This window comes from Nocardioides aquiterrae (assembly GCF_039526625.1).
In the GTDB taxonomy this organism is placed as follows: Bacteria; Actinomycetota; Actinomycetes; order Propionibacteriales; family Nocardioidaceae; genus Nocardioides; species Nocardioides aquiterrae.
On the sequence record NZ_BAAAJE010000030.1, the window covers coordinates 55,673 to 68,301 of the forward strand.

At 73.1% G+C, this 12,629-nt stretch carries 12 protein-coding genes; 7 read left to right on the forward strand and 5 right to left on the reverse strand.

Going from position 1 to position 12,629, the window contains the following annotated elements; genetic code table 11:
- Positions 1-19: 19 nt before the first annotated feature.
- Positions 20-1,588, reverse strand: coding sequence for an MFS transporter (locus ABD086_RS22605; RefSeq protein ID WP_343910441.1), 1,569 nt, complete (start codon positions 1,586-1,588; stop codon positions 20-22).
- 21 nt (positions 1,589-1,609) lie between these two features.
- A complete protein-coding gene (locus ABD086_RS22610) occupies positions 1,610-2,203 on the reverse strand; it encodes a TetR/AcrR family transcriptional regulator (protein ID WP_343910443.1) in 594 nt (197 codons plus the stop codon).
- Between the two features lie 194 nt (positions 2,204-2,397).
- Here ABD086_RS22610 and ligA point away from each other — a divergent pair, with 194 nt between their 5' ends.
- Together ligA and ABD086_RS22620 are read left to right on the forward strand one after the other, a co-directional pair.
- Positions 2,398-4,497: an NAD-dependent DNA ligase LigA gene (gene ligA / locus ABD086_RS22615; protein WP_343910445.1), complete on the forward strand. Its 2,100-nt coding sequence runs from the start codon at positions 2,398-2,400 to the stop codon at positions 4,495-4,497.
- A gap of 70 nt (positions 4,498-4,567) precedes the next feature.
- Positions 4,568-4,900 carry a hypothetical protein gene (locus ABD086_RS22620; RefSeq protein WP_343910447.1) on the forward strand — a complete coding sequence of 111 codons (333 nt, stop codon included), beginning with the start codon at positions 4,568-4,570 and terminating at the stop codon, positions 4,898-4,900.
- A gap of 13 nt (positions 4,901-4,913) precedes the next feature.
- Here ABD086_RS22620 and ABD086_RS22625 read toward each other — a convergent pair whose 3' ends face one another.
- Genes ABD086_RS22625 through ABD086_RS22635 form a run of 3 tightly spaced genes read right to left on the reverse strand, consistent with a single transcriptional unit; the run spans position 4,914 to position 7,034 of the window.
- Positions 4,914-5,408, reverse strand: a complete 495-nt coding sequence (locus ABD086_RS22625; RefSeq protein WP_343910449.1) for a DinB family protein — start codon at positions 5,406-5,408, stop codon at positions 4,914-4,916.
- A 17-nt stretch (positions 5,409-5,425) separates the two neighbouring features.
- Positions 5,426-6,523: a WD40 repeat domain-containing protein gene (locus tag ABD086_RS22630; RefSeq protein WP_343910451.1), complete on the reverse strand. Its 1,098-nt coding sequence runs from the start codon at positions 6,521-6,523 to the stop codon at positions 5,426-5,428.
- Positions 6,516-7,034 (reverse strand): SigE family RNA polymerase sigma factor, encoded by a 519-nt coding sequence (locus tag ABD086_RS22635; RefSeq protein WP_343910453.1) that lies wholly within the window; start codon positions 7,032-7,034, stop codon positions 6,516-6,518. The genes ABD086_RS22630 and ABD086_RS22635 overlap by 8 nt, the downstream gene beginning before the upstream one ends.
- 84 nt (positions 7,035-7,118) lie before the next feature.
- Between ABD086_RS22635 and gatC the strand changes: the two genes are divergently transcribed.
- From gatC to ABD086_RS22660, 5 genes are all read left to right on the forward strand, one after another.
- Positions 7,119-7,418 (forward strand): Asp-tRNA(Asn)/Glu-tRNA(Gln) amidotransferase subunit GatC, encoded by a 300-nt coding sequence (gene gatC, locus ABD086_RS22640; RefSeq protein WP_343910455.1) that lies wholly within the window; start codon positions 7,119-7,121, stop codon positions 7,416-7,418.
- Positions 7,415-8,938: an Asp-tRNA(Asn)/Glu-tRNA(Gln) amidotransferase subunit GatA gene (gene gatA / locus ABD086_RS22645; protein WP_343910457.1), complete on the forward strand. Its 1,524-nt coding sequence runs from the start codon at positions 7,415-7,417 to the stop codon at positions 8,936-8,938. The genes gatC and gatA overlap by 4 nt, the downstream gene beginning before the upstream one ends.
- Positions 8,935-10,467 (forward strand): Asp-tRNA(Asn)/Glu-tRNA(Gln) amidotransferase subunit GatB, encoded by a 1,533-nt coding sequence (gatB, locus tag ABD086_RS22650; RefSeq protein ID WP_425571688.1) that lies wholly within the window; start codon positions 8,935-8,937, stop codon positions 10,465-10,467. The genes gatA and gatB overlap by 4 nt, the downstream gene beginning before the upstream one ends.
- 246 nt (positions 10,468-10,713) lie before the next feature.
- Positions 10,714-11,745 carry a prenyltransferase/squalene oxidase repeat-containing protein gene (locus tag ABD086_RS22655; RefSeq protein ID WP_343910459.1) on the forward strand — a complete coding sequence of 344 codons (1,032 nt, stop codon included), beginning with the start codon at positions 10,714-10,716 and terminating at the stop codon, positions 11,743-11,745.
- Between the two features lie 7 nt (positions 11,746-11,752).
- Positions 11,753-12,625: a hypothetical protein gene (locus tag ABD086_RS22660; protein ID WP_343910461.1), complete on the forward strand. Its 873-nt coding sequence runs from the start codon at positions 11,753-11,755 to the stop codon at positions 12,623-12,625.
- Positions 12,626-12,629 lie beyond the last annotated feature (4 nt).

Here is a 12,629-nt window from a genome sequence, read left to right on the forward strand (position 1 = left end):
CGGGGTCAGCCGACGTGGCTCAGCCGACGTGGACAGGTGCCTCGGGTCCGTCGGTCGCCAGCTCCTCGTGCTTGACGTTCAGGAAGATCCAGGTGACCAGCGAGGCCACCAGCATCAGCCCGGCGCCGAGCAGGAACGCGTCGCTCGCGCCGGCCGTGAAGATCTGCTGGCTCGCGACCTTCATCTGGTCGGCGGTCGGCTGCACGCCGGAGGCGGCCGCCGCCTGCCGGACCGTCGCGGACAGGTCGTCGATGGTCTGCGTCGCGATCGTCCCCAGCAGCGACAGGCCGAGCGCGCCGCCGACCTGCTGCATGGTGTTCAGCACGCCGGAGCCGATGCCGGAGTCCTCGGCGCGCAGGTGGTGCACCGCGGTCAGCGTGAGCGGCACGAAGACCATGCCCATGCCGAAGGCCATCACGACGATGAACGGGAACAGGTCGGTCCAGTACTGGCCCTGAAGGTCCCGCATCGGGAGCGTCGTGTCGTTCGGCAGCCGGGTGAACCCGAAGAGCGCCACCGCGGCCATCAGCGTGCCGGTGCCGGCCAGGTAGCGCGCGTCGATCCGGCTGGCGAGGTTGGACACCAGGCCGGCGGCGGCCACGAGGGCGAAGCAGAACGGCAGGAAGGCGACGCCCGCCTTGATCGGGCTGTAGCCCATGACGTTCTGGATGTACTGGCTGAGGTAGTAGAACATCGCGAACATCGCGGCCGGAGCGAAGAACATCGCCACGAAGCTCGACGCCCGGGTCCGGTTGGCGAAGACCCGCACCGGGAGCAGCGGGTGCTCGACCCGGCGCTCCAGCACCAGGAACACGACGAGCAGGACGAGGCCGGCCGCCAGGCTGGCGAGCGTCCAGGTGTCGCCCCAGCCGTCGCTGCCCGCGCGGCTGATGCCGTAGACGAGGCCCAGGACGCCCAGGGTGCCGGTGACGGCGCCCGGCAGGTCGAGCTCGCCGGGGTGCGACTCGGACTCGGCGAGGAAGCGCGGTGCGAGCAGCGCCGTGACGATGCCGATCGGGGTGTTGATGAGCAGCGTGAGCCGCCAGCCCTCGACGTCGAGGCCGAACACGCTGTCCAGCCCGGTCAGCCAGCCGCCGAGCAGCAGGCCGACGGCCGCACCGACGCCGGACATCGCGGCGTACACCGCGAACGCGCGGTTGCGCGCCGGGCCGGCCGGGAACGTCGTCGTGATCAGCGCCAGGGCGGCGGGGGAGGCGAGTGCCGCACCCAGGCCCTGGAGGGCCCGCGCCGCGAGCAGCGTGGTCTCGCTCGTGGCCAGGCCACCGAGCAACGACGCGATGCCGAAGACGATCAGGCCGGCCATGAAGATCTTGCGGCGGCCGTAGAGGTCACCGAGGCGGCCGCCGAGCAGCAGCAGGCTGCCGAACGCCAGCGCGTAGCCGGTGACGACCCAGCGCAGGTTGGCGGTCGAGATGTCCAGGTCGTGCTGGATGTAGGGCAGGGCGATGTTCACGATGGTGCCGTCGAGCACCACCATCAGCTGCGCCACGGAGATGAGCACGAGCGCCCATCCCAGGTGCAGCTTCCTGACGGAGCTGGTGCTCTCGGCGTTCGCGACGTCGGTCATGTCGGTTTCCTTGCTCGTGGGTCAGTGGGACGGGGCCGACGCGCGGGTGGCAGCCGGCAGGATGATCTGGTCGATCACGCGGGTGATCAGCTCGGGGGTCGGCTGCTCGCCCATGATGAACAGCCGGTGCAGGACGATGCCGGCGAGCGCCGGCTCGAGGAGGGACAGGTCGACGTCCTCGCGGAGCTCGCCGCGGTCTCGGGCGCGCTCCCAGATCTGCTGCGAGGCCGCGATCTTCGGGCCGACGACGTCGCGCCGGAACGCCTCGGCGAAGTCGGGGTCGCGGGTGATCGCGGTCAGCACGCTCGCGAAGACCGACACGACCTCCTGGTCCGCCAGGCCGCCCATGCCGCAGAAGACGCCCATCAGGTCGCCGCGCAGCGTGCCGGTGTCCGGCACCTCGGTCGGCCCCTTGCTGTGGTGCAGGGCGTCGACGACGAGGCTGACCTTGTTGGTCCACCGTCGGTACAGCGTCGCCTTCGAGGCCTTGGCCCTCGCGGCCACGGCGTCCATCGTGAGCCGGTCGTAGCCGACGTCGACGAGGACCTCGAGGGTGGCGCCGAGGATCTCCAGCTCGCGGTCGCCCTCGATGCGGGGGCGCTCGGTGGGGGACATCGGGTTCCTTCGGTGGTCGTTCACCTGGATGAAACGAAACGGTTTCGTTTCATCGTGAACACCGTAGCCCGGGCCGCCATTCCGGCCCAACCGACTTTTCCCGGATTCCTGCCCCCCGCCTGCGCGTGGTCTGGACCGGAGCGTGGCGGCCGGTCCGCTCCGGGACCGTCGGCGGGCCCCGGCACAATGTCCTCGTGACCGACCCGCGCGAGGAGCACCGCCTGATCGCCGAGCAGGTCGAGGAGGCTCGCTGGCGCTACTACGTGCTGGACAGCCCCACGATCGACGACGCCGAGTTCGACCGGCTGATGCGCCGGCTCGAGGAGCTCGAGGCCGAGCTCCCCGAGCTGCGGACGCCGGACTCGCCGACCCAGAAGGTCGGGGGGTCGGTGTCGACCGAGTTCACCGCCGTCGACCACCTCCGGCGGATGGAGAGCCTCGACAACGCGTTCACCTACGACGAGCTCGAGGCCTGGTACGCCCGGCTGGCTCGCGACGGCGTCGAGAGCCCGGACCTGCTGTGCGAGCTCAAGGTCGACGGGCTCGCGATCAACCTCCTCTACGAGCGCGGGCGGCTGGTCCGGGCGCTGACCCGCGGCGACGGCACCACCGGCGAGGACGTCACGCCGAACGTCAAGACGATCGAGTCGATCCCGCACCGGCTGACCGCCACCGCCGAGTTCCCGGTGCCGGAGCTGGTCGAGGTCCGCGGCGAGGTGTTCCTGCCCGTGGAGGCCTTCGAGCGGCTCAACGAGTCGCTGCTCGAGGCGGGCAAGGCGCCGTTCGCCAACCCGCGCAACTCCGCGGCCGGGTCGCTGCGCCAGAAGGACCCGCGGGTGACCGCGAGCCGCGCGCTCGACATGGTCTGCCACGGGCTGGGGGAGCGCCGCGGGTTCGAGCCGGAGGCGCAGTCTCACTCCTACGAGGCGCTGGCCGCCTGGGGGCTGCCGGTCTCCGACCAGGTGCGCGTCGTGCCCACGCTCACCGACGTCGAGGCGTACATCGAGAACGCCGGCGAGCACCGGCACACGATCGTCCCGTACGAGATCGACGGGGTCGTGGTGAAGGTCGACGACGTCGCGCTGCAGCGCCGGCTCGGATCGACCAGCCGCGCGCCGCGGTGGGCGATCGCGTTCAAGTACCCGCCCGAGGAGGTCAACGCCAAGCTCCTCGAGATCCGGGTGAACGTCGGGCGCACGGGCCGGGTCACGCCGTACGGCGTGATGGAGCCGACGAAGGTCGCCGGCTCCACGGTCGAGAACGCCACGCTGCACAACTACTACGAGGTCGAGCGCAAGGACGTCCGCCCCGGCGACACCGTGATCCTGCGCAAGGCCGGGGACGTGATCCCGGAGATCCTCGGCCCGGTCCTGCCGCTGCGGCCCGAGGGCCTGGCGCCGTGGGTCGGTCCCGAGGAGTGCCCCGCCTGCGGCACCCCGCTGGTCGAGCAGAAGGCCGGCGACAAGGACCGCCGCTGCCCCAACCACCGGTACTGCCCCGCGCAGGTGCGGGAGCGGGTCTTCCACGTCGCCGGGCGCGGCGCCTTCGACATCGAGGGCCTCGGCTACGAGGCGGCCGCCGCGCTGCTGGAGGCGGAGGTGATCGCCGACGAGGGCGACGTGTTCGACCTCGATGAGGCCAAGCTGCTGCGGGCCCCGCTGTTCACCCGGGCCCCGAAGAAGGGTGCCCTTCGAGACGGCGCTGGCGCGCCTCCTCAGGAACCGGACGGGAGAGAGCTCAGTGCCAACGGTCAGCGCCTGCTCGACAACCTCGCGAAGGCGAAGCAGGTCCCGCTGTGGCGGGTGCTGGTCGCCCTGTCCATCCGGCACGTCGGCCCGACCGCGGCCCGGGCGCTGGCGGCGGAGTTCGGCTCGATGGCCGCCATCCGGGAGGCCACCGAGGAGCAGCTCGCCGCGGCCGAGGGCGTCGGCCCCACCATCGCCGAGGCGGTGATCGAGTGGTTCGGCGTGGACTGGCACGAGCAGATCGTCGACAAGTGGGAGCGCGCGGGCGTCTCGATGGCCGACGAGCGCGACGACTCGACGCCGCGGACCCTGGAAGGGCTCACGGTGGTGGTCACCGGGTCGCTGGTCGACTTCAGCCGCGACTCCGCGAAGGAGGCGATCCTGTCCCGCGGGGGCAAGGCCGCCGGGTCGGTCTCGAAGAAGACCGACTACGTCGTGGTCGGCGACAACGCCGGGTCCAAGGCGGACAAGGCCGAGCAGCTCGGGGTGCCGATCCTCGACGAGGAGGGGTTCAAGCGGCTCCTGGACGGCGGCCCGGAGGCGCTCTGACCGCGCTGCCGGGACCACTGGCCGCGAGGCCGGGACCTACGCCTCTCGTGCCGGGCGGTGGCGGCCGCCGATGCTCGACTCGTCGGGGGACGGCACCAAGGAGGTCGCCATGGTCGTCATCGTCATCATGGTCGTCGGCGGGATCCTGCTCGCGACCGTCTTCGCCGTCGCCGCGCTCCGCGCCTGGGGCAAGGACGTCCAGCGGACCGAGGAGGAGCTGCACGCCCCCGGTGTGCGCACCGTGACCTACGCCGTCCCTCCGGGCCGCGACCCGGCCGTGCTGCGCGCGGTGCTCGCCCAGGCCGGCTACCGCGCCATCGAGGAGGACCCCACCACGCTGCTGGTCGCCTGTCCGCATGAGGACGACGCCGAGAAGGTGCTGAGCCTGCTCGAGAGCGCCTGAGCCGGCCGCGGGATCAGCTCGCGAGGATCTGCTCGCGCAGGATGTCGCCGTGCCCGGCGTGCCGGGCCAGCTCCTCGATCAGGTGCGCGTAGATCCACCGCAGCGTGAGGGGGCCGCGGCGGTTGTGCTCGGCCAGGTCGTCGAGCGCGAACGCCGCAGCGATCTCGTCCGCCTCCGCCCAGGTCCGCCGGTACTCCGCGCGCACCGACTCCACGGTGTCCCCGTCCGCCAGCACCCAGCTGTCCTCGGCGGCGTCCGGGATGCCGACCTCGGCGCGGGAGCGGCCGGCGAGCGAGACGTGGAACCAGACCTTCTCGACGAACACCGCGTGCTTGACGATTCCCAGCGGCGTGGTCAGCGACGGCACCAGCCGGCGCCGCGCCTGCTCCTCGGTGAGCCCGTCGAGCAGGCCGAGGATCTCCAGGCGGTTGTCGTGCACGAACGCCTCGAGCTGCTGGCGCTCGGTCCCGACCAGGGTGGACTCGCTGCGGTACTCGTCGTGGGTCACCGGGCCAGGGTAGGCGGCTAGTAGGAGAGCGCGTAGGGGCCGCTGACGAGTGTGAGCGGCTCGTCGTACGAGTCGCCGGTCCCGTCGCAGGTCCCCGTTCGCGGGTCGCAGACCTCGACCTCGGCGGCCTGCGACCGGTACCGCTTGCCGACCAGGTGCCCGTCCGGGGTCCAGCCGTAGTCCTCGACGTCGCGGTCGTCCCCGAAGTGCACGGACGTCCCAGCGGCCACGTCGTGGACGTCGAAGCCGTCGTCCGTGGAGGCGGCGAGGTAGCGACCGTCGACCGACAGGGAGACGTGCGCGCTGGCCGGGTCCGAGACCGGCAGCTCGAGCACGCGCGAGTCTTCGGACCGGGAGGTGACCACCCAGAGCTGCTGGGTGGGGTCGTAGCCGATCGTCACTCCGTGGCCGAAGCCGTTCTGGCTGTTCACCGGCCCGTCCGGGTAGGGGACGCGCTCGCCGGTCTGCCAGTCCACGAACCTGCCGTCGCCGCGCCTGAACCAGAAGACCTGGGTGTCCCACAGCTGCTGCGCCTCGCTCGCGCCGGCGGGGTCCTCGGGGAACGGGTCGCCGACGGTGGTCTCGGCGCCGGTACCGAGGTCTCGGACGACCAGCTGGGAAGCCGCGTCGTCGACGGCGCGGACGTAGGCGAGGTAGGGCTGCGTCGGGTCGGTCGCGACCGTCGGCGGCCGCGGCGTCGAGCGTCGGATCGGAAGGTGGAGCGGCTGCACGTCGCCGTCCGGCGTGACGAGGACGAACCCCCCGTCCTCGGTCGTGACCACCACGCCGGCCGAGGAGTACTGGAGCGCCTGCGTGCCCGGCACGACCACGACGTGGTTGCCGACGTGGACCTCGTCGCCGCGCGCCCAGGCGCCCTCCTGCTCGTAGGCGAGGCGGTCGGCGGGCTGGACGGTGTCGTCTCCTCCGAGCCAGGCGCTGACGGCGGCCGAGACCCCGACGGTGACGAGCAGGACGACCAGTGCCGTGGCCAGCGTCGTGCGCGTGCGGCGGTTCCGGAGCTCCCGGTGGCCGGCGGCCAGCAGGTCGCCGGGGACCGGCGGCACCTCGAGCGCCGCCGCCTCCTCGCGGAGCAGGACGGAGAGTCGGTCAGTCATGGCGGGCTCCCTCGGTGGAGGGGACGACGTCGTCCCCCAGGACGGCCCGCAGCCGGGCGAGCGCGTCGGAGGTCTGGCTCTTCACGGTGCCCTCGGAGATCCCGAGGGCGTGGGCGACCTCGCGCACGCTGAGGTCGTCGTAGTAGCGCAGCACGACCACGGCCCGCTGCCGGGGGGCCAGCCGGGCGAGCGCGTCGACCAGCGCGGGCCGGGTGCTCGGGTCGTGCTCGACGCCCGCCTCGGGCAGGATCTCGGTCGGCCGTTCGTTGCGCCACGAGCGGCGGCGGAACCACGAGGTCGCGGTGTTGGCCAGCACGGCCCGGGCGTACGCCGGAGCCGCCGCGGGGTCGCGGACCCGGCGCCACGAGGCGTAGGTCTTCGCGAGCGCCGACTGCACCAGGTCCTCGGCCAGCTGGTGGTCCCCGAGCATCAGGTACGCCGTGCGGTACAGGCCCGGCCACGCGGCGTGGACGAACTCGGTGAACTCTGCGTCCCTCGGCGGTGCTGGCATCGATCCTCCTCGAGCGGTCACGAGCGTAGACGCGGTGTCGGGCCGATCGGTTGGGTCGAGCGGGCCTCTCCTAGGATTGAGCCCATGCCTGAGATTTCCCGTGACGAGGTCGCGCACCTGGCGAACCTCGCCCGGATCGACCTGTCCGACGAGGAGCTGGACCACCTCGCGCCGCAGCTGAGCGTGATCCTCGAGTCGGTCGCCTCGATCAGCGGCGTGGCCGGCGACGACATCCCGCCGACCTCGCACGCGCTGCCGCTCACGAACGTCTTCCGCGAGGACGTCGTGACGCCGGGCCTGACCCCGGAGCAGGCGCTGTCCGGCGCCCCCGAGGTCGAGGACCAGCGCTTCTCGGTTCCCCGCATCCTGGGGGAGGAGCAGTGAGCACCGACTGGACCCGGAAGACCGCCGCCGAGCTGGCCGACGCGCTGGCCGCCGGTGAGACCACCTCGGTCGAGGTGACCCAGGCGCACCTCGACCGGATCGCGGCCGTGGACGCCCCTGCCGATCGACGGGGTGTCCACGCCTTCCTCCATGTCGACGCCGAGGGCGCGCTCGCCCAGGCGCGGGCCTCCGACGAGCGCCGCGCGGCCGGGACCCTGCTGTCGCCGCTGGACGGCGTCCCGATCGCGGTCAAGGACGTGCTCACCACCGAGGGCCTGCCGACCACCTGCGGCTCGAAGATCCTCGAGGGCTGGATCCCGCCGTACGACGCGACCGTCGTGCGCAAGCTGCGCGAGGCCGGCCTGCCGATCCTCGGCAAGACCAACATGGACGAGTTCGCGATGGGCAGCTCGACCGAGCACTCGGCGTACGGTCCGACCCACAACCCGTGGGACCTGGACCGGATCCCCGGCGGCTCCGGCGGCGGCTCGGCCGCGGCCGTGGCGGCGTTCGAGGCCCCGCTCGCGATCGGCACCGACACCGGCGGCTCGATCCGCCAGCCCGGCGCGGTCACCGGCACCGTCGGCGTCAAGCCCACGTACGGCGGGGTGTCCCGCTACGGGCTCGTGGCGCTGGCGAACTCGCTGGACCAGGCCGGTCCGGTCACCCGGACCGTGCTCGACTCCGCGCTGCTGCACGAGGTGATCGGCGGCCACGACCCGCTGGACTCCACCAGCATCGACCAGCCGCTGCCCGCGCTGGTCGAGGCCGCCCGGCTCGGCGCCACCGGCGACCTGTCCGGCCTGCGGGTCGGCGTCATCCAGGAGATGTCCGGCGAGGGGTGGCAGCCGGGCGTGCTCACCCGGTTCCAGGAGTCGGTCGACCTGCTGGTCAAGGCCGGCGCCGAGGTCGTCGAGGTGTCCTGCCCGTCGTTCGTGCACGCGCTCGCGGCGTACTACCTGATCCTGCCGGCCGAGGCGTCCAGCAACCTCGCGAAGTTCGACGCGATGCGGTACGGCCTGCGGGTGTGGCCCTACGAGGGGGCGAGCGCCGAGGAGGTCATGCGCGCCACCCGCGACGCCGGCTTCGGCGACGAGGTCAAGCGCCGCATCATCCTGGGCACCTACGCGCTGTCCAGCGGCTACTACGACGCCTACTACGGCCAGGCGCAGAAGGTCCGCACGCTGATCGCCCGCGACTTCGACGCGGCGTTCGAGAAGGCCGACGTGCTGGTCTCGCCGACCGCGCCGACCACGGCGTTCAAGCTCGGCGAGAAGCTCGACGACCCGATCGCGATGTACCTCAACGACCTCGCGACGATCCCGGCCAACCTGGCCGGCGTCCCCGGCATCTCGGTGCCCGGCGGCCTGGCCGACGAGGACGGCCTGCCGACCGGCGTCCAGATCCTGGCGCCCGCACTCGCCGACGACCGGCTGTACCGCGTCGGCGCCGCCCTCGAGTCCGCACTGCTCGCGCAGTGGGGCGGCCCCCTCGTTCCCCCTGAGGAGAACCTCCGATGACCGAGCGACGTATCGAGCCAGTCGAGATGACCTTGGTGCCGTTCGACGAGGTCGTCGAGCGGTTCGACCCGGCGCTGGGCCTGGAGGTCCACGTCGAGCTCAACACCGCGTCCAAGATGTTCTGCGGCTGCCCGACCGAGTTCGGCGCGGAGCCGAACACCCAGGTCTGCCCGACCTGTCTGGGCCTGCCCGGCGCGATGCCGGTGGTGAACCGCAAGGCGGTCGAGTCGGCCATCCGGATCGGGCTGGCACTCAACTGTGACATCGCGGAGTGGTGCCGGTTCGCGCGGAAGAACTACTTCTACCCGGACATGCCGAAGAACTTCCAGACCTCGCAGTACGACGAGCCGATCGCGTTCGAGGGCTACATGGACGTCACGGTGCCGAACGAGGAGGGCGACGGCGAGACCTTCCGGGTCGAGATCGAGCGCGCGCACATGGAGGAGGACACCGGCAAGTCGCTGCACGTCGGCGGCGCCACCGGCCGCATCCACGGCGCCGACCACTCGCTGGTCGACTACAACCGCGCCGGCATCCCGCTCATCGAGATCGTGACCAAGCCGATCGTCGGCGCCGGCGCGAAGGCGCCGGAGGTGGCCCGGGCGTACGTCGCGCAGCTGCGCGACCTGATCGTCGCGCTCGGGGTCTCGGACGCGCGGATGGAGCAGGGCTCGATGCGCGCCGACGTGAACCTCTCGCTGTCGCCGAAGGGCTCGGGCGTGCTCGGCACCCGCACCGAGACCAAGAACGTGAACTCGCTGCGCTCGGTCGAGCGCGCGGTGCGGTTCGAGATGTCCCGCCACGCGGCGGTGCTCGAGTCGGGGCAGAAGATCCTCCAGGAGACCCGCCACTGGCACGAGGACACCGGCGTCACCACGAGCGGTCGGGAGAAGTCCGACGCCGAGGACTACCGGTACTTCCCGGAGCCCGACCTGGTGCCGGTCGCGCCGTCGCGGGAGTGGGTCGAGGAGCTGCGCGGCACGCTGCCGGAGAACCCGACCGCTCGCCGGGCCCGGCTCCAGGGGGAGTGGGGCTTCTCCGACCTCGAGATGCGCGACGCCGTCGGCGCGGGCGCGCTCGACGTGATCGAGCAGACCATCGCGGCCGGGACCGCGCCGCAGGCGGCCCGCAAGTGGTGGCTCGGCGAGCTGGCCCGGCGCGCGAACGAGCAGGGTGTCGACGTACCCGCGCTCTCGGTGACCCCGGCCGACGTCGCCCGGGTGCAGGCGCTGGTCGACGAGGGCACGCTCAACGACAAGCTGGCCCGCCAGGTCTTCGACGGGCTCTTCGCCGGCGAGGGCACCCCGGACGAGATCGTCGCCGCCCGCGGGCTTGCGATCGTCTCCGACGAGGGCGCGCTCTCGGCCGCCGTCGACAACGCGATCGCCGCCAACCCCGACGTCGCGGACAAGATCCGCGACGGCAAGGTCGCCGCGGCCGGAGCGCTGATCGGCGCGGTGATGAAGGAGATGCGCGGCCAGGCCGACGCCGGCCGGGTCCGGGAGCTGATCCTCGAGAAGCTGTCCTGACCGCCCCGGCGGAGTGCCGCGCCGGCTGGGATATGCTGCGCGCGCACAACTCCATCCATCACGCCCGCAGTGGGGGAAGCCGGTCCGAGTCCGGCGCTGACCCGCAACCGTAGGCACCCGGCCGGAGGTCGGGTGCGAGCCGGAGCACCTGGTGCGGCGCGTCCCCACCCCACGCTGTCGCGGAATGCAGCGGGCGGCCATCGGTCCGGGTCCGGTGCTTCCCGCTACTGCAGCGGGAAGGAAGCCATGAATCGCAGGACCCGCCTCGTCCCGGCGCTCGTCGCCACTGCCCTCGCCCTCGGCCTGACCGGTGCGGCCGGACCGGCGTCGGCGGCCGCCGGCCGCCCGTCGGAGTGGCTCGAGAGCCAGCTCACCGACGGCCTCGTCCACAACGACACCTACGACTTCGACGACTACGGCCTGACGGCGGACACCGGCATGGCACTCGCGGCGATCGGCGGCCACCGGCCGGCCGTCCGGGAGATCAAGCGGGCCCTCGCCCAGCACGTCGACAGCTGGACCACCGGCGTCGACTTCGGCAGCAGCGACGTGTACGCCGGCTCCGTCGCCAAGGCGGTCGTCTTCGCCCAGGCCGCCGGCGCCGACCCGACGAGGTTCGGCGGAGTCGACCTGGTCGACCGGCTCGAGGGCCGGATCAGCACGACGGCCGGCACGGTCGGCCGGCTGCAGGACCAGACCGAGGGCACCGACTACGCCAACACGCTCGGCCAGGCGTACGCCGTCGCGGGCCTCAGCCGCGCCGGGTCGTCGTCGGCGGCCCGGGCGACCAGGTTCCTCCTGCTGCAGCAGTGCGACGCCGGGTTCTTCCGGCTCTACTTCGCCGACAAGTCCGCGGCCGACCAGAGCTGTGACGGCGCGGCCAAGGGGGACCGCGACCCGGACACCGACGCGACGGCGGTCGCCGTGCTGCAGCTGCAGTCGCTGAAGCACCCCTCGCGCGCGGTGCAGCGCTCGGTCACGCAGGCGCTGCGCTGGCTGGCCCGGCACCAGAAGCCGAACGGCAGCTTCGGCGGCGGACCCACCACGTCCGCGGCGAACAGCAACAGCACCGGGCTCGCCGCCTGGGCCCTGGCCCGGGGCGGCAAGTGCCGTGCCGCGGACAACGCCACCGACTGGGTCGCCGGCCTGCAGAAGAAGAGCGGCGCGATCGCCTACGACCGCAAGGCCTACCGCGCCGGGATCACCGAGGGGACGCTCGACCAGTGGCGGCGGGCGACGAGCCAGGCGGCGCCGTCGCTTCAACTCCCGGGCTGCTGAGGCCGCGGTGCATCGCACGCTCGCGCGCGTCGCCGCGGCGGCCGTCCTGGCCGCCGCGGCGTACGCCGGCCTCCCCGCCGCCCCGGCCGCCGCGGCGGGCTGTCCGACCGACCACGGGGTGACGGTCGTCGTCGACTTCCACCAGCTGGGCGGCGGCGTGCAGACCGCGTGCGTCGCGGACGGTGGCGGGCAGACCGCCGCGCAGCTCTTCCCGGCGGCGGGCTTCCCGCTGACCTACGTCCAGAGCCAGCGGGGCTTCGTGTGCCGCGTCTCCGGCGAGCCCGCCGACGACCCGTGCGCGAACACGCCCCCGGCCGACGCCTACTGGGCCCTGTACTGGTCCGACGGCGAGACCGGCCGCTGGTCCTACGCCACCAGCGGCGCGGGCGGCCAGCACGTGCCCGACGGCGGGTACGTCGCCTTCTCCTGGCAGGGGAGCCACGACAGCACGCCGCCGGGCGCCAGCCCGGCGCCGCACCCGGGCGCCAGCCCGTCGCCCACGCACGCGCCGACCCACGCCACCCCCCACCCGAGCTCGTCGGCCCCGCCGTCGGCGCACGCCACCGAGCAGGGCGGGTCCCCCTCGGCCACGCCGTCGCAGGCGCCGTCCGCGACGGAGTCGTCGAGCGGCGACGCCTCCCCCGCGCCCGGGGCGAAGCACCGGTCGAAGCCGAAGCCGAGGGCGTCGGAGTCGCCGACCCCGACCACGGGTGCGTCGCCGACCGCGAGCGCCTCACCGTCGCTGGCGCCGGCGTCCGCCGACCCGGCGGACCCGGGCGCGGGCGGACTGCCCGGGTGGGTGGCGCCGGTCGTGATCCTGCTGCTCTTCGGCGCCGCGGGCGCGGTCGCCGTCGTACGCCGGCGTCAGGGAGCCGGGTGACCGG

What these genes read in the sequence shown, in the direction of transcription:
- gatC (WP_343910455.1), top strand. Translation starts at nt 7,119, where the DNA reads ATGCCTGAGATTTCCCGTGACGAGGTCGCGCACCTGGCGAACCTCGCC.
- ABD086_RS22620 (WP_343910447.1), top strand. Translation starts at nt 4,568, where the DNA reads ATGCTCGACTCGTCGGGGGACGGCACCAAGGAGGTCGCCATGGTCGTC.
- ABD086_RS22630 (WP_343910451.1), bottom strand. Translation starts at nt 6,523, where the DNA reads ATGACTGACCGACTCTCCGTCCTGCTCCGCGAGGAGGCGGCGGCGCTC.
- ABD086_RS22635 (WP_343910453.1), bottom strand. Translation starts at nt 7,034, where the DNA reads ATGCCAGCACCGCCGAGGGACGCAGAGTTCACCGAGTTCGTCCACGCC.
- ABD086_RS22605 (WP_343910441.1), bottom strand. Translation starts at nt 1,588, where the DNA reads ATGACCGACGTCGCGAACGCCGAGAGCACCAGCTCCGTCAGGAAGCTG.
- gatB (WP_425571688.1), top strand. Translation starts at nt 8,935, where the DNA reads ATGACCGAGCGACGTATCGAGCCAGTCGAGATGACCTTGGTGCCGTTC.
- ABD086_RS22655 (WP_343910459.1), top strand. Translation starts at nt 10,714, where the DNA reads ATGAATCGCAGGACCCGCCTCGTCCCGGCGCTCGTCGCCACTGCCCTC.
- ABD086_RS22610 (WP_343910443.1), bottom strand. Translation starts at nt 2,203, where the DNA reads ATGTCCCCCACCGAGCGCCCCCGCATCGAGGGCGACCGCGAGCTGGAG.